We start from the raw sequence: 19,989 nt of genomic DNA, 5'->3' as shown, positions 1-19,989 counted from the left end.
CCGGCGCATGACATGACCACAAGCACGCTCCTGCCGCACGATCTGGTGTGGCTCGCGGACGCACCGGGCTTCGCCCGGGTCAATGCACTGCCCGAGTGGGCAAGTGCCGCGTGGCTCGCGTGCGCACCGCTGGTAGTGCGGCGCGATGGCGCCAGCGACGCACGCATCCCGGTCGGGCTGCGCGGCACCACGCGCGCGCAGCGCCACGCGGCCTGGCTGCCCGCCGCGCAGGTGGCGCGCGTGGTCACACCGGGCATGATCGCGCGGCAGGCGCGCTGGCGGGATCATCCGCGCCGCGCCGCATTGCCTGCGCTTGTCGCGCTGGCGCGCGTCGCGCCGCTGCTCGACGCGGCGCAGGCGAACTGGGGCGTGACCGGCGGCGTGGGCTTTACGCTGGCCTGCGGCATCGACGTGCTGCATCCGGGTAGCGATCTCGACCTGCTGGTCACCGCGGCAACGCCGCTGCCTGCCGAGCTGGCCCGCACCCTCGCAGCCTTGCTCGATGATGCGCAAGTCCGCATCGACATCCAGGTGGCCACGCCTTTCGGTGCATTCGCGCTGCGCGAGCGCGTGCGCACCGGCGGCCGCGTGCTGCTGAAGACCGCCAACGGCCCTGTCATGAGCCAGGACCCCTGGCAGCCGCAGCCGTGAGCACGCGATGAGCACCCTGTTCACCTTCCCCGGCCAGGGCGCCCAGCGCCCCGGCATGCTGCACGCGCTGCCCGACCACCCGGCCGTGCGCGCCACCATCAGCGAGACCAGCGAGGCGCTCGGACGCGATGTGCTGGCGCTGGACAGCGCAGCCGAACTCGCCTCCACCGTGGCCGTGCAGTTATGCCTGCTGACCGCGGGCGTGGCGATGGCGCGCTGCCTGCTTGCCGAGGGCGCCAAACCCGATGCCGTGGCCGGCCTGTCGATCGGCGCCTTCCCGGCGGCGGTCTGCGCGGGCGTACTGGGCCATGCGGATGCGGTCAGGCTGGTGGCGCTGCGCGGGGAGCTGATGGAGCGAGCGTATCCGAGCGGCTATGGCATGACAGCGATCCTCGGGCTGGAGAGCGGCCCGCTGGAGCGCATCATCGCGCAGGTGCATGGGCCCGCATCGCCGGTCTACCTGGCCAATCTCAATGCCCCCACCCAACTCGTGATTGCCGGCGCGGCGGCGGCCATGGCCCGCGTGGCGGCACTGGCGCTGGACGCCGGTGCCCATGCGGCCAAACCCATCGCCATCAGCGTGCCTTCGCACTGCGCGCTGCTGGACGACGCGGCCGTTGAGCTTGCGCATGCCTTTGACGGCGTGCGCGAGCGCGTGCGCCGGCCGCGCCTGCGCTACTTCAGCGCCAGCGCGGCGCGCGAGCTGCGCGATCCGGCGCGCATCGCCGCCGACCTGGCGCGCAACCTGGCCGTGCCGGTGCGCTGGCACGAGGCCATGCTGCTGGCGCGCGAATGCGGCGTGCGGCTGGCGGTGCAAATGCCGCCCGGCAATGTGTTGACGCGGCTGGCCGCGCCGCTACTATCCGACGGCATCGCCGTGGCCTGCGCCGACACGCGCATCGACAGCGTGGTGGCGCTTACGGCGCGCGAAGCGCAGCGGGCGTCGTCCTGAACCGGGGCATTACCCGAGCGGCAATGCCGTGCTGTACAGGACCTGCTTGAGCGCAAAGCTGGAGCGGATGCTGGACACGCCGGGAATGCGCGTGATCTGGTCGATGATCAGCCGCTCCAGCGCTTCCACGTCGGCCACCACCACGCGCAGCAGGTAATCGGCATCGCCCGACATCAGGTAGCACTCCATCACCTGCGGCAGGGTGGTGATGCGCCGCTCGAAGGCGTCCAAGGTTTCGCGGCGCTGCTTGTCCAGCGAGATCTGGATAAACACCACCACCTTCAGGCCAAGCCGGCGCGCGTCGAGCAGCGTGACGCGGCGCGAGATCACGCCTTGTTTTTCCAGCTGCTTGACCCGCGCCAGGCAGGGCGAGGGCGACAGGTTGACGCGGCTGGCCAGTTCCACATTGGTGAGGCTGGCGTCGCGCTGCAGCTCGTTGAGAATCCGGATATCCGTGGCATCCAGGTCGATGTCCAGCACGTTGCGCTCCTGTTTTTACGAACAACAGCATTCTATGCCGCAACGGCAGGAATCTGCAGCTACCTTCGGTTTTTGCTGCGGCGCAATAAACCGTAGACTTCCCAGCATCCCCCTCCCATCTCGTGGCGGTGGGACAACCTGGTCAGAGAGTCGAGTCGAAGCATGCAAGCACAACAAGGATGGCGCCGGTTTATTCCCCTCGCCTGCGCCGTGGCGATCTGGGGCGGCAACTGGCCGGTCATGAAGCTGGGCCTGACCCACGTAAGCCCGCTCTGGTTTGCCGCCGCACGCTTCGTCTCGGCCGCCGCCATCAGCTTCCTCGTGCTGGCTGCGTTGCGCCGGCTGCGCCTGCCCACGCGCCAGGAATGGCCGCTGGTGATCGGCGTGGGCCTGCTGCAGATGGCAGCCTTCACCGCGCTGGCGCTGTGGGCGCTGCAGTACGTGCCGCCGGGCCGGGCCTCGGTGATCGCCTATGCCACCTCGGTATGGGTGATTCCGCTGTCGTCGCTGGTGCTCAAGGAACGGCTGTCGCGCCCGCAGTGGATCGCCACCGGCCTGAGCTATGCCGGCATCGCGCTGATGGTCGCCCCGGCCGTGCGGGACTGGCAGCTGCATACCGCCGTGGGCCTGGTGATGCTGCTCGGCGCGTCGCTGGCCTGGTCGCTCAGCATCATCCAGCTGCGCGCCAACCGCACGGTGCGCCTGGGCGCGGACATGATCCCGTGGGAGACCGCCGTGGCCTCGGTGCCGCTGGTGGTGCTGGCGCTGCTGCGCGACGGCGCGCCCCACTTCCTCTCGGTGCCGGAAATCTGGCCGCTGCTGTTCTACACCGGGCCGCTGGCCACCGCGCTGACCTTTATCGTGGTGCTGAACATGACGCAGGCCTTGCCGCCTGCCGCCACCTCGATCGCCATGCTGTGCGTGCCGCTGATCGGGCTGGTGGTCTCGGCGGTGGCGTTCCAGGAGCGGATCTCGGCGGATCTGTCGGCCGGGCTGGCGCTGATTGCGCTGGGAGTGGCAACGTCGGCGCTGGCGCCGTGGCTGGGAAGGCGGCTGCAGTGGCGCAGCGCGTGATGCCACCAGCCATGCCACACAGCAAGGGTGCTGTGGAAATTAAGCATCAAACGTTACAAGAAGACACAGTTGTATTACCCCGCTAATACCTGACATCGGCGCGCCGGCTTACAGTGGAGCCAATTACTAACCGGAGTCCCCCGTGCGGAAAATTGCCACCCTTTGCGCCATTGCTGCTGTTGCAGGCCTTGCTTCCAGCGCCGCATTCGCGCGCGTGGATGTGGACATCGGCATCGGCCTGCCCGGCCCGGTGTTTGTCGCGCCGGCTCCGGTCTACCAGCCAGCCCCCGTGTACCGGGCCGCGCCGGTTTATGAGCCAGCCCCGGTGTATGTGCAACCCCAGCCCGTGGTAGTGGCAGGCCCTGGTTACTACGGCCCCGGCTACTACGGCCCCGGTGTGCGCGAGCGCGCCTGGCGCGAACGCGAATGGCGCGAGCAGCGGTGGCGTGAACGCGATCGGCGCGAGCGTGATTGGCACGACCACGATCACGAGCATGGGCGCGACCACGACCGCGAATGGCGCCGTTGATGGCGCGCACGTGGTTGCTATTGCTGGTCGTGGTGCTACTACGGCCAGCTTCTACGAGACCGAGGCCAGAGGCAGGTTCAGCAGCAGATTCTGCGGCTTCACCTTGAGGATCCCGGCCTCGTTCATCGCCGCCGCCAGGTAGACGGGCCGGCCAGCCACATCCGGCCTGACCACGGATGGATCGGCAAAATCCAGCCGGAACAGCGACAAGATGCGCCGCTGCCGCTCCGGCTCCAGTTCCACGCCGCGATACAGGTCATTGAGCAACAGCGTGGCCTGCGCGTCCAGCCCGATATGCCAGGCCCACTGCCGGTCCTCGATCGCGGACAGCGGCATCACCGCCACCTCCACCCCGAAGAAATGCCGCACCCAGCGTGCGATCACGCGGCTGAACGCCCCCAGCGCCGCACTGCCGCTGGCAAAGCGGATCACCGTGTCGTGGCGCTCGTTGCGCCCCCAGTAAGCCTGCGCGTTATCGCGATCCAGCACATCCAGTTCCACCTTGCGCGCCGGAATCTGCGCTTCGGCCAGCATGCGGCCTAGCTCGCCGTAGACACTGCCCGACGCGTGCAGCTCGACCGTGTCGGCATCTGCCAGCATCACCCCGCCTTCCTGCAGCGACACCTTCTGCGCGCGTGAGAACAACTCCGCGGCACGCCACTCCATCGGGTCCGGGTTGTCACTGCCATAGAGGATGCCATGCACGATCAGGTGCGCGAGCTGGTCGATAAAGACCGGCGGCACGCTGACATTGCCCTCCCTGAAGATATCCAGATAGGCTGCCTCGATGGTCCGCGCGGCAAGCAGGCGCTCGCGCATGGCCAGCACCACGCCGTAGTTGTCACGGGCGTCGGCATCTTGCAAGGCGGCGAGTTCGCTGGCCGGCACCACCCGCCGCGGCTGGGCGATCAGCGCCGCATGCAGCGCTCGCTCTGCATCGCACGAGGCTTCCACCGGCGCCACCTCGGGGCGGTGCCACCACATCCGCAGCAGGTGGTCGCTGACTAGCAGCCGGCCGTCGCTGTCGCGCGCGGCGGGGTCGAAGCCGGAATGGGGCCAGGCGTCTTGAGGCCAGAGGGCGGGCATGGGGCGGCGCCATGGGTGGCGCAAGGTAGCTGAACGGAAGCTTCAGTATCCCATAGCGCTGCCCACGGCCACAGCGCGTCCCGCGTGAAACGAGCCGCGGCTCAGCCGGCCAGCGCCGCGCCGCCCTGGCTGGCCACCACCGCCCGCCGCAAGCGCGCCACGCCTTCCACGATCTGCGCATCGGACGCGGTGGCAAAGGATAGCCGCAGCGCGGCCGAGCGCTGGACATCCACGCCAAAGCTGGCGCCCGGCACATACATCACGCGTGCCACGATGGCGTGCGGCAGCAGGCTTGCCGCGTCGGCCACGCCATCGATCTCGCACCACAGGAACATGCCGCCTTGCGGGATTTCACTACGCAGCCCGGCGCCGAAGGCACCGGTCAGAGCCCGCACCATCAGGTCGCGCTTGTGGCGGTACAGGTCAATGATGCGCGCGGTCTGGCGGGGCAGCAGGCCGTCCGCCAGGCAGCTTGCCATGGCGAGCTGCAGCCATGGCGAGGTGCACAGATCGCAGACTTGCTTGGCGATCACCGCGCGCCGCAGGATTTCGGCGGGCCCGGCCATCCAGCCCAGGCGCAGCCCGGGCGCCATGGTTTTGGAGAAGCTGCCGAGGTAGATCACCCAAGGCGTCAGCGCGGGATCCTGCGCAGCCAGCGACAGCAGCGAGGGCAGTGGCTCGCCGTCAAAGCGCAGGCTGCCGTAGGGGTCGTCTTCCACCACCACGATGCGGTGCTGCGCGGCGAGCGCTAGCAAGGCGCGGCGGCGCGCCAGCGCCAGCGTGCGCCCGCTCGGGTTGGCGAAGGTGGGCACCAGGTAGAGCAGGCGCGGCCGTTCGGCATCGGGGCAGTCCGCCAGCATGGTGGCAAGCGCCTGCACGCACAGCCCGTCCTGGTCGGAGGGGATGGCGCGCACGGCGGCGCCGGCCAGCCGCAACGCCTGCACGGCGGCGGGATAGGTGGGCGTTTCCACCCACACCGGCGTGCCCGGCGCGACGAAGGCCCGCACCAGCAGGTCGAAGCCTTGCTGCGAGCCCGAAGTCACCACGATCCGCTCGGGTGGCAACGGCGTGCCGCGCTCCGCCATCAGCGCGGACAGCGCCTGGCGCAGCGCGGGCATGCCCTCGGTCGGCCCGTACTGCAGGCATTGCGCGGGATCGGTGGCCATGACCTTGCCCGCGGCATCCTGCAGCGCGGCGGCATCGAAGCTGGCCGGCGACGGGTAGCCACCCGCGAACGAGATCATGTCCGGCAAGCTCATGTAGGGGAACAGCTCGCGAATGGGCGAGCCTTGCGGCTCCCGCATGGCCGGCGCGAACGCGTACGGATGGACTGGCGTGCTCATGGGATGCTCGGTGGGAGATCAGTCGATCAGTCGACGGTGGCGCCGGAGAGCTTGACGATCTCGCCCCACTTGCGGCGGTCGTTGCGGACCAGTTCGGCGAATGCTTCCGGCGAGTTCGGCGCCAGCTCGGCGCCCTGCTCGCGCAGCTTGGCCTGGATGGCGGGATCGCTGGTGGCGCGTGCCAGGTCGCGGCTGATCTTCTGCGCAATCGCGGCGGGCAGGCCCTTGGGCGCAAACAGGCCGAACCACGGGCTGGCGTCGAAGCCGTCGACCGGCCCGGCCGCTGCAACGGTGGGCACATTGGGCAGCGCCGCCGAACGGGCTGCGGAGGTGACCGCCAGGGCCTTGAGCTTGCCGGCACGGACGAACTGGATCGATGCGGGCAGGTTGTCGAACATCACGTCGACACTGCCGCCCATCAGGTCGGCCAGTGCCGGGCTGCTGCCCTTGTAGGCAACGTGGCTCATCTGCGTGCCGGTCATGCGCTGGAACAGCTCACCCGCCAGGTGGGTCGAGGTGCCGTTGCCGGCCGAGGCCATGTTGACCTTGGCGGGATTGGCCTTGAGGTAGGCGATGAACTCCGCCAGCGTGGTGACGCGCGCGCGCTCGGCAAACGCCGGCGAGATCACTACCACGTTGGGCACCTTGGCCACCAGCGACACGGGCACGAAGTCCGCGGCGGCGTCATAGGGCAGCTTCTTGTACAGCGTGGGATTGATGCCGAACTCGCCGACCGAGCCCATCAGCAGCGTGTAGCCATCCGCCGGCGACTTGGCCGCCACGCCGGTGCCCACGATGCCGCCGGCGCCGGGACGGTTGTCCACCAGCACCGGCTGCTTCCACATCACGGTGAGCTGGTCGCCGATCATGCGCGCCACCATGTCGGTGGTGCCGCCGGCCGGGTACGGCACGATGATGCGGACCGGCTTGTTGGGGAAGTCGTCCGCACTGGCCGTGGCCGCGGTCATGGCCAGCAAACCCATTGAAATGCCGCAATGGCCGATGATGCGAAGCAGTCGATTCATGCCGGTCTCCTCGTTTCCTTATTGGTTGTGATGTCCCGTCTCTTGTCTCTTGGGGGGCGGGGAACGCCGGAAGGCATATAGGTAACATTCCGGGAGTTCGGCATTTTTAGTCATCAACTTTTTTACATCAAGCGAGATTTACGCATAGGATGATGACTTCCATGCATCAAGCTGAGTCACCAGCGCGATGCCTAAGTCAACCGCCCCCTGCTACTCGCCCCATGAGCGCCTCCCGCATTCCCAGCCTCAGCAGCCTGCGCGCTTTCGAAGCCGCCGCCCGCCACCAGAACCTGCGCCGGGCGGCGGCGGAGCTCTGCCTGAGCGAGAGCGCCGTCTCGCGCCAGATCGCCACGCTGGAGAGCCAGCTCGGCGTGGCGCTGTTCCACCGCGCCAACCAGCGCGTCAGCCTGACGCCGGCCGGCTCGCTGTACGGCTATCAGGTGCGGGAAAGCCTGCAAAAGCTGCAGCGCGACACGCTGGATATCATGGCGCACGAGGGCGCGGGCGGCATCGTGGAACTGGCCTGCGTGCCGACGCTGGCAGTGGAATGGCTGATTCCCCGCCTGCCCGCCTTCTACGCGCAGCATCCCCAGGTGGTGGTCAACTTCAGCGCGCAGGCGGATGTGTTCCTGTTCGACGGCACGCCATACGACGCCGCCATCCACTACGGCGAAGCCAACTATCCGGGTGGCCGCGCCGACCCGCTGTTCGATGAGGAATCGGTGCCGATCTGCCATCCGGAACTGTTTGCCGGCGAGGGGCCGGTCACCGCCGAGCGGATCGCGCAGGCGCCCTTGCTGCATCTGTCGACGCGCCGGCTGGACTGGAAGAACTGGATGGAGGCGGCCGGCGTGGCCGATGTCAACGCCATGCGCGGCACGCGCTATGACCACCACAGCATGGTGATCAGCGCCGCCCGCGCAAAGCTCGGCGTGGGCCTGGTGCCGCGCTTCCTGGTGGAGGAGTACCTGGCGCTGGGCCTGCTGTTGATGCCAGTGGCGCAGGCCATGCGCTCGCAGCGCGCCTACTACCTGGTGGCGCCCGACTCGCGGCCGATGAGCGACGCCATGTCGCGCCTGCGGACCTGGCTGCTGGCGGCGGCGCAGGATTTTGCGGCGCGGCAGGCATTCCGGCAGGCGCCTGAGGTTGCGCGGGACGCTTAATCAAAAAATTTGAATATCGAATACGATACAAGGACCCGTATCGGTCCCTCGCCAGATCTATCCTTTGTCACATGGAGACGGAACACCTTCTCCCAATTTCAACAAGGCAGATAGATCATGAGAATCACCACCGCCCGCCTGTTCCTCGCTGCCGCCATCGCCGGCACCGCCCTGCTCTCCCTGAACTCCGCCTTTGCCGCGGACGCCCGCGGCACCCATGCCGGCGACAACTACGGCTACGTGCACCGCACGGCCGACGCCAATACCGATGGCGCGCGCAAGCTTGATGCTTTCAGCGACGGCGCCCGCACGGTCAAGCACGACTATCCGTTCGGTTTCTCGGTGTGAGCACCAAGCAAGACAGCACAGACAGCAGGAACCCATCATGACCATCAAAGACACCGCCCTGATCCTCTCCGGATGGATCGCCGCCTGCCTGGGCAGCGGATGGCTGGTGACTTTTGCCGCGCAGGCGCTGCAGCGTTAGGGATGGCATGAATGCCACCCCGGGGGAACGCCCCTATCTCGCCGCATTCTGGCATGATTCCGGATGCCCGAAGCGGCCGTGAACCTTCCCCGAGCCTTTCCCCGCTTGCGACCGCCCGCTCAGCCCTTGACGTTGGCAGCTTCCAGCACTTCGGCCAGCTTGCGCCCGGCGTCCAGCGCCGCCGGAAAGCCGCAGTACACCGCGCTGTGCACTACCAGTTCACGCAATTCCTGCGGCCGGTTAAGCGCGATCAGCATCGATACCGTAGCCAGGCTGCGCTGCTTGCGATCCAGGCCCTCGCGCGTCCACACGGTGCCCCAGGCGAATTCCGTCACCAGTTGCTGCAGGCCGACATCGCCCTGCTGTTGCGCGGCGTCGAACGCACGCTGCACGTATTGCTCTCCCATGACTTCCGAACGTACCTGCCGGCCGGCTTCGAAGGCCGGCGTTTGCGCGTAGGCGGCGGGGTCTTGCTTGGCTTGCGTCATCTCGTTATCTCCCGTGACTGGATGAGAAATCAGGCAGGCGCCGCCACGTTCCGGCGGATGCGCGGCGCCTGTGGCGTTGGGTCTTACTTGAACGGTGTCTGCAGGATACCCATCACGGTACGAATGCCATCGCGGTAGTTGCCCAGCCGCATATTCTCGTCGTAGCTGTGCTGGTTATTGTCCGCATTGACCAGCGGCACGATCACGAACGGCGCCTGCAGCGCCTGCACCGCCGCGCCGGTCGGCACGGTGCCGCCCATCATGCGGATCTGCACCGGCGCCTTGCCGTAGGACTGCTGCATGGCCTGCGTGAGCCACTGGCTGACGGGCGCCGACAGGTCCGTGCGTGCGGCGGAACTGGAGGCCGAGACCTCGCCCGCGGTGACCGAGGCCAGCTTGGGATAGCGCGCGCGATCGTCATCCGTGGGCTCGCCCTTGACCAGGTGGTAGCCCTGCTTTTCCACGTGCTGCCTGACGAGCGCGAACAGGGATTCGGGGCTGGTCTCGGGCACGGTGCGGATATCGATATCGGCCACCGCCACTTCCGGAATGATGGTGCGGGCCTTCTCGCCCACATCGCCGGCGGCCATGCCGCGCACGTTCAGCGTGGGGTACTGCATGGCCTCCTGGTAGTTGGCGCCAACCCGCTCGGCGCGCGCGATGCCCAGGCGGCGGCGCAGCGCGGCTTCGTCATCGGGCACGGCGGCCATGATGCGGCGCGCGCGTTCGTCGATCTTCACCGGCTTGTAGTAGCCGGGAATGGTGACGCGGCCCTCATCGTCCTTCATGGTGGCGAGCAGGCTCGCCAGCCGCTGCGCGGGGTTGGCGGCATAGTTGCCGTAGTGGCCGCTGTGCAGGCCCTGGCTGGCGCCGAACACCTTGAGCTGCACCAGCAACACGCCACGATTGCCGAAGATCAGCGTGGGCTGGTTGCTCTGGTGCATCGGGCCATCGAAGATCACCATGCCGTCATTGCGCAGTAGCGCCCGATTGTCTGCGATCACCTTGCCCAGCGACGGCGAGCCCTTCTCCTCCTCGGAGTCCAGCAGCACCTTGATATTGACCGCGGGGTCCGCTCCGGCAGCCTTGAGCGCATCCATGGCCGCGAGGAACATCACGATGGGACCCTTGTCGTCGGACGAGGAACGGCCGAACACGCGCCACTCGGGATCGACCTGGCCGCCATAGAGTTTCTCCAGCGGCAGTGTTTCCCACTTGCCATCGGCGCTACGCGCCTTGAGCGTAGCCTCCCACGGGCTGGGCTGCGCCCACTGCGACGGCGTCACCGACTGGCCGTCGAAATGCATGTAGAACAACACGGTCTTGCGCGGGCCGGCGCCTGGCTGCGCGCTGGCGGGATATTCGGCGTAGACCATGGGCTTGCCGTTGTTGGGCAGCTCGCGCGCCTGGAAGCCGCGCCGGGCGAAGGCATTGACCAGCCAGTCGGCGTTTTTCCGGATATCGGCGGGCACGGTGGCGTCGTTGGGCAGCGCCAGCAACTCGACCCATTCACGGTAGCTGCGCGCGGCGGCCTGGTCGGCCTGCTGCTGCAGCTGCGTGCTGTCGAGCGTGGCGGCATGCGCGCCCGCGGCCAGCAGCACGGCGCCGAGGGCGGTGCACACGGTCATGCAGACCGCGGTGCGCAAGGGGGTTCGGTGGGTGCGGGAATCGGTATGCAGGGGCGCGGAATGCGGCGCGCTGCCAGGCGCGCGGGCACGGGAACGTAGTCTCATGTTTCTTGTTGGATAGGAAAGTGCATGGCGACGGATACGGGGGGCGGGCCGCAAGACAGCCGCGCGGCCCGCACCGGCAGTCTGAACCGCTCCATGCAACTTGTCCACGCACTGCGCCCCTGGCGGCGCGCCTTCATTGTGCGTGGCTTTGCGCAGGCGCCCTCAGGGCCCCTGCTCATCGGGCGACTGCGAAAAGCCCTCTTCGCGCCGCGAAATGGCACTGGCCAGCCCGAATTCCATGGCAAAAAGCAGGATCAGCGCGAGCATGGCCAGCGCGCCAATCGCCAGCCGGTAGTAGATCCACATGGCGGCAAGCCGGAACATCCGACAGAGTTTTCCTATCTGCAGGGTAGGTTTCCCCACATCAAAAAGGCGCTGAGATGCCCCCGGCGCGGTGCAAAAAACTTGTCAAAACGGGGAGACGGAGGTCCATGAAGGGCGCCGGCGATTGCGCCCGAATTGATCTGGATCCAGGCAAGATTGCCCGCGGGGTGCCATGATGATCGTAGTGACCGCCCCCGAGCCACCCCGGCGGAGGCCGCCATGCCGACAACGATTACAGCCATTACAGGAGATAGCAGCCATGACCAATATCGTGCTCGCCACCGACGGTTCGCCGTTTTCCGACGAAGCTGCCCGCTTCATCGCCGAAGGCAAATTGCTGCAACGCGGCTTCACCGTGCATGTGGTCCACGTGACGCCCGAGGTAACCGGGCAGGTCCGCGCCTTCGTCAACAAGGAAACCATCGACGCCTGGCATCAGGAAGAAAGCGGCAAGGCCATGAAGTCCGTGGCCGACATCCTCGCCACCGCCGGCATCGCCGTAGAGCAGCATGCCTTGCACGGCTTCGCGCCGGAACGCATCGTCGCCTACGCCACCAGCGTGGGCGCGCAAGGCATCGTCATGGGCACGCATGGCCGCGGCGCGTTCTTCGATGCGGTGATTGGTTCGGTGGCGGGACGGGTGCTGGCGCACGCGCCGTGCCCGGTAGTCCTGGTCAAGGCCCCGGGCAAGAAGTAAGGCAGCCGGCCTGGGCTGGCCGGTGCCGGGTCAGACCGGCCAGAGCGGTGGCTCGTCCATCAGCGCGACCTGCTCGCGCAATTCGAGAATGCGGTCCTGCCAGTAGCGGGCAGTGCCAAACCACGGGAACGCCGCCGGGAAGGCCGGATCGCGCCAGCGGCTGGCCAGCCAGGCGCTGTAATGCAGCAGACGCAGCGTGCGCAGCGCCTCGATCAGGTAAAGCTCACGCGGTTGGAATTCCGCGAAATCCTCATAGCCGGCCAGGATGTCGGCCATCTGGCCCTGCATGGCGGCGCGGTCGCCCTCCAGCAGCATCCACAGATCCTGCACGGCCGGTCCCATGCGGCTATCGTCGAAGTCGACAAAGTGCGGCCCGGGCGGGCGCGTGCCAGCCTGGGACTCCTCGATCCACAACACATTGCCGCGATGGCAATCGCCATGCAGCCGCAACTGCGCCACGTCGCCCGCGCGCTCGAAGCAGCGGCGAGCGCCATCCACGGCGAGATCGGCAACCGCCTGCCAGGCCGGGCGCAGTTCCAGGGGAATGCAGTCTTGCGCCAGCAGCCAGTCGCGCGGGGCCACCCCGAAGGTGTCCACGTCGATGGTGGGGCGCGCCTGGTAAGGACGCGTGGCGCCGACCGCATGGATGCGGCCGATGAAACGGCCAAGCCAGGTCAGCGTGTCGGCACGATCCAGCTCCGGCTCGCGTCCCCCGCAGCGGGGAAACACCGAGAAGCGAAAACCGGCGTGCGCCAGCAGTGTGGCACCATCGCGCGCGATGGCCGGCACCGCCGGAATCTCGGCATCGGCCAGTTGCTGCACGAAGGCATGTTCTTCCAGGATGGCGGCGTCGCTCCAGCGGCCGGGGCGGTAGAACTTGACCACCACCGGCGCGCTGCCTTCGATCCCCACCTGCCAGACCCGGTTCTCATAACTATTGAGCGCCAGCAGGCGGCCGTCCGGCTCGAAACCGGCGGCCTCCATCGCATCCAGCATCAAGTCCGGCGTGAGGCTGGCGTAGGGCACGCCACCGTCATCGGCGGGCGTGCCGCCGTCGCCAGGCACCTGGAGGTCAAACCCTGAACTGGACATTGCGCGTGGCCGCCGTTGGGGAACGTTGGGGAGTTAGCGCGTAGGCTTGGCACGCTGGCCGCCAAGCAGCGCGGCTTGCGGCGCCGGGCGGCGACCGCGTGCCGCGGGATCCTGTCCGGTGCGCGGCTGTGCGGCGTGGGTGTTATTAACGTTGGCACCGGCGCGGTTACCGTTGACATCGCCATTGCGGTCGCGGTTGCCGTTGCCCGCGGCGCGGTTGCCATTGGCCTCGCCAGTGCGGTTGCCATTGGCGTTGCCGTTGCCGGCGGTGCGATTGCCGTTGGCCTGGCCATTACGTGGGCTGCCTTGCCCGGCCGAAGCCGGACGGCCGCTGCCCTGCGGCGCGCGGCGCTGGCCTTGCCCGTCAGCCGCGGCCGGAGCCGGGCTGCGGCCTTGCGGCGCGCGGGCCGGACGTTGCTGGCGCTCGCCGGCATCCGCTGCCGGTGCCCGGCCGCGCGGCTGGCCGCCGGCAGGTGCCTGGCCGCGGCCACGGCCACCACCACCATTGCCCTGGCCCTGGCCACGTGCCTGCCGGCCCTTCTGGATCGGCTCGGCCGGAATGCTCGGATCCACCTCGAAGCCCGGCAAGATGGTTTGCTCGATCTGGCGCTTGATCAGCCGCTCGATATCGCGCATCAGCGAGATTTCATCCACGCAGACCAGTGAGATCGCCTCGCCCTCGGCGCCGGCGCGGCCGGTACGGCCGATACGGTGCACGTAGTCTTCGGGCACGTTGGGCAGGTCGTAGTTGACCACGTGGGGCAGCTGGTCGATGTCGATGCCGCGCGCAGCGATATCGGTAGCCACCAGCAAGCGCAGCGTGCCGGCCTTGAACTCGGTCAGCGCGCGCGTGCGGGCCGACTGGCTCTTGTTGCCGTGAATGGCCAGCGCCGACAGGCCGTCTTTGTCGAGCTGCTCGGCCAGGCGGTTGGCGCCGTGCTTGGTGCGGGTGAACACCAGCACCTGGTGCCAGTCGTTCTCGCGCACCAGGTGGGCCAGCAGTTCGCGCTTGCGCTCGCGGTCCACCGGGTAGACGCGCTGCGCCACGGTTTCGGCCGTGGTGTTGCGGCGCGCCACTTCGATGGAGGCGGGGTTGTCCAGCAGGCGGTCGGCCAGGCCACGGATCTCGTCGGAGAAGGTGGCCGAGAACAGCAGGTTCTGGCGCTTCGGCGGCAAGACGTTGAGGATCTTGCGGATGTCGTGGATGAAGCCCATGTCGAGCATGCGGTCGGCTTCGTCCAGCACCAGCATTTCCACGTGCGACAGGTCGATGGTGCGCTGGGACAGGTGATCGAGCAGGCGGCCGGGCGTGGCCACCACGATATCGACACCGCGCTTGAGCTGTTCGATCTGCGGGTTGATGCCCACGCCGCCGAACATCACCATGGAGCGCAGCTTGAGGTACTTGCCGTAGTTACGGACGCTTTCTTCCACCTGCGCCGCCAGCTCGCGGGTCGGGGTCAGGACCAGTGCCCGTACCGGCAAGCGTTGTCCACGTGCGGGTTCGCGGCCGGCCGAGGATTCGGACAGCAGTTGCAGCAGCGGCAGCGTGAAGCCGGCCGTCTTGCCGGTGCCGGTCTGCGCGCCGGCAAGCAGGTCGCCCCCTTTCAGGATGGCGGGAATCGCCTGCGCTTGAATCGGAGTCGGCGTGGTATAGCCCTGTTCGGCCACGGCACGCATAAGCTTGTCGGACAAGCCAAGTTCGGAAAAAGACATGAATTGACGCTTCGGCCGCCCTTTGCGCATGTGGTGCGCCAATCGCGGGGGCGACGTGAGTGAGAAAACCGAAAACCGGAAATACCGACCGGCGAAGCGAGGCGACTGCCCCCGCTTCTTTAGGAGGAAAGACCGCTAGTGTACCAGCCCGGCGCTTTCACGCGCACGCGGCGCCCCAAGGGACGCGGGCGCCGCTGCGCTATGATGGCGGCCATCCCTCAGCTGGCCCCTGCCTGGCCGAGCCCACGCACCGTGCGGGCGCGCGCCAGCCCGGCCCAGCCCATCCCAGCCCCCGGATGCCGACACGATGCGGTTCAGGTTCATCGAAGACCAGGAAGTCACCCTCTTTACTGCCATCCCGGTAGGGATTGCCGCGGCCATCGTCACCACCCTGTTCAAGGAAGCGCTGGACGCGAGCGGTTATGTGATGTTTGGCACGCACGCCGATATCGTCACGGTATTCGCGGGCCTCGCACTGATCTGGCGGGTGGCGATCCCGACGCTTGGCGGCGTGATCGCGGGCTTGCTGCTGACGGCGGCAGCCAAGCTCAACGCCGCGCGGCCTGGCGTCTCCGACTATATGGAGGCGGTTGCCAGCGGCACCGGGCGACTGCCGGTGCGCATTACCTTGCTGCGCGCGCTGTCTTCGTTCTGCTCCATCGTCACGGGCAGCTCGGTGGGTAAGGAAGGCGCGATGATCCAGCTCGCGGCCCTGTGCGGATCGGTGTTTCCGTCCGCGCGCGCCGGCAGCGGGCCGGATGGCGACACCAACCTGCGGCGCATGCTCACGGCTTGCGCGGCCGCCGCCGGGCTGGCCTCGGTGTATCACACGCCACTGTCGGCGGCGGTCTTCGTGGCCGAGGTGGTCTTTGGCGCGGTGGCGGTGCAGCGCCTGATGCCGCTGTTCCTGGCTTCCGTGGCGGGCACCGTGGTCAGCCAGCTGCATGGTGGCCTGCAGCCACTCTATCCAGGCCTCAGTGTGCCGTCCGACCTGTTGCAGCCGCCGATGCTGCTGTCGGCCGTGCTGCTGGGCGTGCTGGCTGGCGTGTCCGGCGCCCTCTTCATGCGCGCCTCCAGCCTGGCCAAGCGCGCCTTTGCCCGAGTGCCGGGCGGCTTCGTGCCGCGCCTGGCGCTGGGCGGCGCCCTGGTGGGCGTGCTGGCGATCTGGGTGCCCGAGGTGGTGGGAAATGGCTTCTACACCATCCAGTCGATCCTGCAGGCGCATCCGCTGAGCGTGCCGCTGGTGGCCGTGCTGCTGGCCAAGCTCGTGGCCACCGTGCTCAGCATGGGCTCGGGCGCGGTGGGCGGCGTGTTCACCCCCTCGCTGTTCGTCGGCGCCGCGCTCGGGCAACTGCTGGCACCCGCCGTGCCGGGCGGCAGCGGCGCGCCGCTGCTGCCGCTGGTGGGCATGGCCGCCTTCCTGGCCGCTACCAGCCAGGCGCCGCTGATGTCGGTGCTGATGGTGTTCGAGATGACACTGGCCCCGGCGCTGCTGCTGCCGGGCATGATCGGAGCGGCGGCGGCCTACTACACCGCATCGCGCTGCCAGACCTTGTCCTTGTATAGCGTGGTGGCCGAGCGCACGCAGGCCTCGGCCGCGGCCGACCGGGCCCGCGCGCTGACGCTGGCCGGGCTGTGCGACGCCACCGACACCATCATCGGCCCCGAGGCCACGCTGGAGCAGGCCAGCGACAAGTTCGCCGAGACCGGCACGCGCTATTTGTATATGGTTGGGCCGGATGGCCGCCTGCTGGGCGCACTGTCGATCCATGCGGTGCAGCGCGCGCTGCGCGAGCAGCCGCACGCGGGACTGCTCGCGCTGTGCGAGCGCGATTTCCCAACCCTGACGCCGGAGTCCCGCCTGCCCGACGCAATGCGGCTGTTCACCCATCACGCGCTCAACCGGATCCCGCTGATCCGCGACACGGCCGGGCGCGAGCTGATGGGCACGGTCTCCAAGCAGCGTGTGCTGCAGGAAGCATCCGGGCTGTTCTAACGCCGCGCGCAAGGCGGGCGACCGGGTAGAATATTAGGTTGCCCGGCCCGCGCCGCCGGGAAGAAGACCCGCATCGCTTTCGTTTTCCGAACCGTTTCCCGCCGGAGCCTCCATGCCAGCCAACCGTGCCCCGCGCCCTGCCCTTTTTGACTTGGTGCGGGCAACCCTGCTAGCCGCATCGCTTGCTTTGTCGGCCGCACTGCTGCCGGCAATGGCGCATGCGCAGCAGGCGTTGCGCGTGATCCCCGCCGACGCGGCCAAGGCCAAGCTGGTGCTCGCCGCGCAGTCGCCCAGCGCACCACAGTCGGCCACGCTGGACGGCAAGACCGTTGGCGTGGCGCCGGGCCTGCGGCTGTTCGGCACGGATAACCAGTTGCTGCCCATTGGGGCGGTCGCCGGCCAGAAGCTGCCGGTGCGGTTCAAGCTCGACCTCTACGGCCAGTTGCTGACGGCCTGGGTGCTGAGCGAGCAGGAACAGAAAGCAGCGCAATAGTGCCATAGCCGTATTCCGGGGCGCGGCGACGCGCCGAGGCCCGGATGCTCTTTAGTCCCCATAAAACCCTGATGCCCCCAGGTCAACCACTGAGATCGGCACCATGAAAAAAGTCTTCGTCAAAACCTACGGCTGTCAGATGAACGAGTACGACTCGGACAAGATGGTCGATGTGCTCCATGCCACCCAGGGCATGGAGAAGACAGACACGCTGGAAGAAGCGGACGTCATCCTCTTCAACACCTGCTCCGTGCGCGAGAAAGCGCAAGAGAAGGTGTTCTCGGAACTGGGCCGCCTGAAGGCGCTCAAGGCCGTCAAGCCGGACCTGGTGATCGGCGTGGGCGGCTGCGTGGCGAGCCAGGAAGGCGCCGCCATCGTCAAGCGCGCGCCCTATGTCGACGTGGTCTTCGGCCCGCAGACACTGCACCGACTGCCCGACATGATCAACCGCCGCCAGCAGACCGGCCACTCGCAGGTGGACATCTCCTTTCCCGAGATCGAGAAGTTCGACCACCTGCCGCCGGCACGAGTGGAAGGCCCGAGCGCCTTTGTCTCGATCATGGAAGGCTGCTCCAAGTACTGCAGCTACTGCGTGGTGCCCTACACCCGCGGCGAGGAAGTCTCGCGCCCGTTCGAGGACGTGCTGGCGGAAGTCGCCGGCCTGGCCGAGCAAGGCGTGCGCGAAGTCACATTGCTGGGGCAGAACGTCAACGCCTATCGCGGCGCCATGGGCGGTACCAGCGAAATCGCCGACTTCGCGCTGCTGATCGAATACGTGGCCGAGATCCCCGGCATCGAGCGCATCCGCTACACCACCAGCCACCCGAAGGAGTTCACGCCGCGGCTGATCGAGATGTACGAGCGCTGCCCGAAGCTGGTCAACCACCTGCACCTGCCGGTGCAGCACGCCTCCGACCGCATCCTGATGGCGATGAAGCGCGGTTACAGCGTGCTGGAGTACAAGAGCATCATTCGCAAGTTGCGCGCACTGCGTCCGGACATGTCGCTGTCATCTGACTTCATCATCGGCTTTCCCGGCGAGACCGAGGCGGACTTTGAAAAGCTGATGGCCATGATCGAGGAGATCGGCTACGACACCTCGTTCTCGTTCATCTTCAGCCCGCGCCCCGGCACGCCAGCGGCCAACCTGGCAGACGACACGCCGGCCGAGGTCAAGCTGCGCCGCCTGCAGCGCCTGCAGGCCACCATCGAGGAGAACGTGCAGCGCATCAGCGCCGGCATGGTCGGCTCGGTGCAGCGCATCCTGGTGGAAGGCCCGGCACGCAAGGACCCGACCGAGTTGCACGGGCGCACCGAAAACAACCGCGTGGTGAACTTCGCGCTGCCGGGCGTGCCCCAGGCCAGCCGCGACCGCATGGTCGGCGAAATGGTGGACGTGGCCATTACCGAAGCCTTTCCGCATTCGCTGCGCGGCGAAATCGTAGTGCGCCAGTAATCCAAGCCTGATGCCGCCTGATGCCGCCACTCGTACCCAGATGAAAATTCCCTCAGCCGAATTCGTCGCCCCCAAGGACGACAACGCCCGCCTGCAGAACCTGTGCGGGCCGCTTGACGAGAACCTGCGCCAGATCGAGCAGGCGCTCGACGTCACCATCCAGCGCCGCGGCCATCGCATGACCGTGCGCGGCGCCTACGCCCGCGACGCGGCGGCGGCACTCGAGCGCTTCTACAACAACGCCCGCACCGCCCTGTCGATCGACGACGTGCAGCTCGGCCTGGTCGAGGCGCGCCAGGTCGCCGCGCACGGCGGCTATGTGCCCGACGGCGCGAGCGCGGATACCGGGGGCGACGATGACGAATCCCCCGTGCTGCACACGCGCCGCGCGGGCCTGCACGGGCGCACGCCCATGCAGCGCGACTACCTGCGCAACGTGCTGGCGCACGACCTGACGCTCGGCATCGGCCCGGCCGGCACCGGCAAGACCTACCTGGCGGTGGCCTGCGCCGTGGACGCGCTCGAACGCGACTCGGTCAAGCGCATCGTGCTGACGCGCCCCGCGGTGGAAGCCGGCGAGCGCCTGGGCTTCTTGCCCGGCGACCTGGCGCAGAAGATCGACCCCTACCTGCGGCCGCTGTACGACGCCCTCTACGACCTGCTCGGCTTCGACCGCACGCAAAAGATGTTCGAGCGCCAGATGATCGAGGTCGCGCCGCTGGCCTATATGCGCGGGCGCACGCTGAACCACGCCTTCATCATCCTGGACGAGGCGCAGAACACCACGCCCGAGCAGATGAAGATGTTCCTGACCCGGATCGGCTTTGGCTCCAAGGCGGTCATCACCGGCGACACCACCCAGATCGACCTGCCGCGCGGGCAGAAGAGCGGGCTGGTGGAAGCCCAGCACGTGCTGCGCGAAGTGCGCGGCGTGGCCATGACCCGCTTTACCAGCACCGACGTCGTACGCCATCCGCTGGTGGCGCGCATCGTCGATGCCTATGACGAATATCACGCTCAACATCGAGACGCTTAAGCAAACGCCAAATCGTGAACGCAAAATCCTCTTCCTCCGCCAGCCTGATCCTGTTCGACGCCGAAGGCCGCGCGCGCAAGACCCAGGCACACGCCCTGCGCGTGCAACTGCCTGACGGCCGCAGCGTCACCGTGGACCTGTCGCAAGCTGCCGACGGCGTGGTCGCGC

The 19,989-nt window shown here is 67.9% G+C and carries 20 protein-coding genes and 1 pseudogene; 12 read left to right on the top strand and 9 right to left on the bottom strand.

All coding sequences use genetic code 11. The annotated features are described in order from the left end of the window. The first annotated feature begins 12 nt into the window (after positions 1-12). Both ACYP5B_RS35210 and mdcH read left to right on the top strand, forming a co-directional pair. The gene (locus ACYP5B_RS35210) at positions 13-651 is read left to right on the top strand and encodes a malonate decarboxylase holo-ACP synthase (RefSeq protein ID WP_400102431.1); all 639 of its coding nucleotides are present in this window, start codon (positions 13-15) and stop codon (positions 649-651) included. A 7-nt stretch (positions 652-658) separates the two neighbouring features. Next, on the top strand, positions 659-1,603 hold the full coding sequence (mdcH, locus tag ACYP5B_RS35205) for a malonate decarboxylase subunit epsilon (RefSeq protein WP_400102430.1): 945 nt from the start codon (positions 659-661) through the stop codon (positions 1,601-1,603). 9 nt (positions 1,604-1,612) lie between these two features. Here the strand turns inward: mdcH and ACYP5B_RS35200 are convergent, their stop codons facing one another. Then, complete coding sequence (locus ACYP5B_RS35200; protein WP_318236997.1) at positions 1,613-2,083, bottom strand: Lrp/AsnC family transcriptional regulator; 471 nt, start codon at positions 2,081-2,083, stop codon at positions 1,613-1,615. A 162-nt stretch (positions 2,084-2,245) separates the two neighbouring features. Between ACYP5B_RS35200 and ACYP5B_RS35195 the strand changes: the two genes are divergently transcribed. Continuing rightward, entirely contained in the window at positions 2,246-3,157 is a 912-nt protein-coding gene (locus ACYP5B_RS35195) for a DMT family transporter (RefSeq protein WP_400102429.1), read from the top strand. A gap of 142 nt (positions 3,158-3,299) precedes the next feature. Continuing rightward, positions 3,300-3,686 carry a hypothetical protein gene (locus ACYP5B_RS35190; protein WP_400102428.1) on the top strand — a complete coding sequence of 129 codons (387 nt, stop codon included), beginning with the start codon at positions 3,300-3,302 and terminating at the stop codon, positions 3,684-3,686. Between the two features lie 51 nt (positions 3,687-3,737). Here the strand turns inward: ACYP5B_RS35190 and ACYP5B_RS35185 are convergent, their stop codons facing one another. The 3 genes from ACYP5B_RS35185 to ACYP5B_RS35175 form a co-directional block, all read right to left on the bottom strand. Then, a complete protein-coding gene (locus ACYP5B_RS35185) occupies positions 3,738-4,772 on the bottom strand; it encodes a DUF6352 family protein (RefSeq protein ID WP_459572742.1) in 1,035 nt (344 codons plus the stop codon). Positions 4,773-4,873: 101 nt separating this feature from the next. Then, on the bottom strand, positions 4,874-6,115 hold the full coding sequence (locus ACYP5B_RS35180; RefSeq protein WP_459572741.1) for an aminotransferase-like domain-containing protein: 1,242 nt from the start codon (positions 6,113-6,115) through the stop codon (positions 4,874-4,876). A 26-nt stretch (positions 6,116-6,141) separates the two neighbouring features. After that, positions 6,142-7,098 carry a Bug family tripartite tricarboxylate transporter substrate binding protein gene (locus tag ACYP5B_RS35175; RefSeq protein WP_267606590.1) on the bottom strand — a complete coding sequence of 319 codons (957 nt, stop codon included), beginning with the start codon at positions 7,096-7,098 and terminating at the stop codon, positions 6,142-6,144. 263 nt (positions 7,099-7,361) lie between these two features. Between ACYP5B_RS35175 and ACYP5B_RS35170 the strand changes: the two genes are divergently transcribed. Together ACYP5B_RS35170 and ACYP5B_RS35165 are read left to right on the top strand one after the other, a co-directional pair. Then, positions 7,362-8,303: a LysR substrate-binding domain-containing protein gene (locus ACYP5B_RS35170; RefSeq protein WP_459572740.1), complete on the top strand. Its 942-nt coding sequence runs from the start codon at positions 7,362-7,364 to the stop codon at positions 8,301-8,303. A gap of 117 nt (positions 8,304-8,420) precedes the next feature. Continuing rightward, positions 8,421-8,651: a hypothetical protein gene (locus ACYP5B_RS35165; protein WP_459572739.1), complete on the top strand. Its 231-nt coding sequence runs from the start codon at positions 8,421-8,423 to the stop codon at positions 8,649-8,651. Positions 8,652-8,909: 258 nt separating this feature from the next. Here the strand turns inward: ACYP5B_RS35165 and ACYP5B_RS35160 are convergent, their stop codons facing one another. From ACYP5B_RS35160 to ACYP5B_RS35150, 3 genes are all read right to left on the bottom strand, one after another. Beyond that, positions 8,910-9,278, bottom strand: a complete 369-nt coding sequence (locus ACYP5B_RS35160) for a carboxymuconolactone decarboxylase family protein (RefSeq protein WP_459572738.1) — start codon at positions 9,276-9,278, stop codon at positions 8,910-8,912. Between the two features lie 83 nt (positions 9,279-9,361). Continuing rightward, entirely contained in the window at positions 9,362-10,906 is a 1,545-nt protein-coding gene (locus ACYP5B_RS35155; RefSeq protein ID WP_459572778.1) for a M20/M25/M40 family metallo-hydrolase, read from the bottom strand. 267 nt (positions 10,907-11,173) lie between these two features. After that, on the bottom strand, positions 11,174-11,335 hold the full coding sequence (locus ACYP5B_RS35150; protein WP_318236989.1) for a hypothetical protein: 162 nt from the start codon (positions 11,333-11,335) through the stop codon (positions 11,174-11,176). A 259-nt stretch (positions 11,336-11,594) separates the two neighbouring features. Between ACYP5B_RS35150 and ACYP5B_RS35145 the strand changes: the two genes are divergently transcribed. Then, a complete protein-coding gene (locus ACYP5B_RS35145) occupies positions 11,595-12,032 on the top strand; it encodes a universal stress protein (RefSeq protein ID WP_318236988.1) in 438 nt (145 codons plus the stop codon). Between the two features lie 30 nt (positions 12,033-12,062). On the opposite strand, the gene ACYP5B_RS35140 is transcribed toward ACYP5B_RS35145, so the two are convergent. Further along, complete coding sequence (locus tag ACYP5B_RS35140) at positions 12,063-13,124, bottom strand: serine/threonine protein kinase (RefSeq protein ID WP_459572737.1); 1,062 nt, start codon at positions 13,122-13,124, stop codon at positions 12,063-12,065. Between the two features lie 33 nt (positions 13,125-13,157). Next, on the bottom strand, positions 13,158-14,840 hold the full coding sequence (locus tag ACYP5B_RS35135; protein WP_459572736.1) for a DEAD/DEAH box helicase: 1,683 nt from the start codon (positions 14,838-14,840) through the stop codon (positions 13,158-13,160). Positions 14,841-15,147: 307 nt separating this feature from the next. Between ACYP5B_RS35135 and ACYP5B_RS35130 the strand changes: the two genes are divergently transcribed. The 5 genes and pseudogenes from ACYP5B_RS35130 to ACYP5B_RS35110 all read left to right on the top strand — a co-directional run. Next, positions 15,148-16,836: a ClcB-like voltage-gated chloride channel protein gene (locus tag ACYP5B_RS35130; protein WP_318236986.1), complete on the top strand. Its 1,689-nt coding sequence runs from the start codon at positions 15,148-15,150 to the stop codon at positions 16,834-16,836. A gap of 112 nt (positions 16,837-16,948) precedes the next feature. Next, complete coding sequence (locus ACYP5B_RS35125) at positions 16,949-17,329, top strand: hypothetical protein (RefSeq protein ID WP_459572735.1); 381 nt, start codon at positions 16,949-16,951, stop codon at positions 17,327-17,329. Positions 17,330-17,432: 103 nt separating this feature from the next. Next, a complete protein-coding gene (gene miaB / locus ACYP5B_RS35120) occupies positions 17,433-18,785 on the top strand; it encodes a tRNA (N6-isopentenyl adenosine(37)-C2)-methylthiotransferase MiaB (protein WP_318236984.1) in 1,353 nt (450 codons plus the stop codon). Positions 18,786-18,825: 40 nt separating this feature from the next. Beyond that, positions 18,826-19,821: a PhoH family protein gene (locus ACYP5B_RS35115; RefSeq protein ID WP_267605544.1), complete on the top strand. Its 996-nt coding sequence runs from the start codon at positions 18,826-18,828 to the stop codon at positions 19,819-19,821. Between the two features lie 14 nt (positions 19,822-19,835). Beyond that, positions 19,836-19,989, top strand: a pseudogene (locus ACYP5B_RS35110) (rRNA maturation RNase YbeY); the annotation flags it as partial.

The sequence above is a fragment of the Cupriavidus sp. 8B genome (assembly GCF_054589115.1).
Note: the sequence above shows the minus strand (reverse complement) of the source record. Positions and strands in the feature narration are given on the sequence as shown.

Coding starts and splice junctions, on each gene's coding strand:
- ACYP5B_RS35185 (WP_459572742.1), bottom strand. CDS start 4,772: ATGCCCGCCCTCTGGCCTCAAGACGCCTGGCCCCATTCCGGCTTCGAC.
- ACYP5B_RS35165 (WP_459572739.1), top strand. CDS start 8,421: ATGAGAATCACCACCGCCCGCCTGTTCCTCGCTGCCGCCATCGCCGGC.
- ACYP5B_RS35175 (WP_267606590.1), bottom strand. CDS start 7,098: ATGGGTTTGCTGGCCATGACCGCGGCCACGGCCAGTGCGGACGACTTC.
- ACYP5B_RS35195 (WP_400102429.1), top strand. CDS start 2,246: ATGCAAGCACAACAAGGATGGCGCCGGTTTATTCCCCTCGCCTGCGCC.
- ACYP5B_RS35115 (WP_267605544.1), top strand. CDS start 18,826: ATGAAAATTCCCTCAGCCGAATTCGTCGCCCCCAAGGACGACAACGCC.
- ACYP5B_RS35210 (WP_400102431.1), top strand. CDS start 13: ATGACCACAAGCACGCTCCTGCCGCACGATCTGGTGTGGCTCGCGGAC.
- ACYP5B_RS35150 (WP_318236989.1), bottom strand. CDS start 11,335: ATGTTCCGGCTTGCCGCCATGTGGATCTACTACCGGCTGGCGATTGGC.
- mdcH (WP_400102430.1), top strand. CDS start 659: ATGAGCACCCTGTTCACCTTCCCCGGCCAGGGCGCCCAGCGCCCCGGC.
- ACYP5B_RS35125 (WP_459572735.1), top strand. CDS start 16,949: ATGCCAGCCAACCGTGCCCCGCGCCCTGCCCTTTTTGACTTGGTGCGG.
- ACYP5B_RS35180 (WP_459572741.1), bottom strand. CDS start 6,115: ATGAGCACGCCAGTCCATCCGTACGCGTTCGCGCCGGCCATGCGGGAG.
- ACYP5B_RS35140 (WP_459572737.1), bottom strand. CDS start 13,124: ATGTCCAGTTCAGGGTTTGACCTCCAGGTGCCTGGCGACGGCGGCACG.
- miaB (WP_318236984.1), top strand. CDS start 17,433: ATGAAAAAAGTCTTCGTCAAAACCTACGGCTGTCAGATGAACGAGTAC.
- ACYP5B_RS35155 (WP_459572778.1), bottom strand. CDS start 10,906: ATGACCGTGTGCACCGCCCTCGGCGCCGTGCTGCTGGCCGCGGGCGCG.
- ACYP5B_RS35135 (WP_459572736.1), bottom strand. CDS start 14,840: ATGTCTTTTTCCGAACTTGGCTTGTCCGACAAGCTTATGCGTGCCGTG.
- ACYP5B_RS35145 (WP_318236988.1), top strand. CDS start 11,595: ATGACCAATATCGTGCTCGCCACCGACGGTTCGCCGTTTTCCGACGAA.
- ACYP5B_RS35130 (WP_318236986.1), top strand. CDS start 15,148: ATGCGGTTCAGGTTCATCGAAGACCAGGAAGTCACCCTCTTTACTGCC.
- ACYP5B_RS35170 (WP_459572740.1), top strand. CDS start 7,362: ATGAGCGCCTCCCGCATTCCCAGCCTCAGCAGCCTGCGCGCTTTCGAA.
- ACYP5B_RS35160 (WP_459572738.1), bottom strand. CDS start 9,278: ATGACGCAAGCCAAGCAAGACCCCGCCGCCTACGCGCAAACGCCGGCC.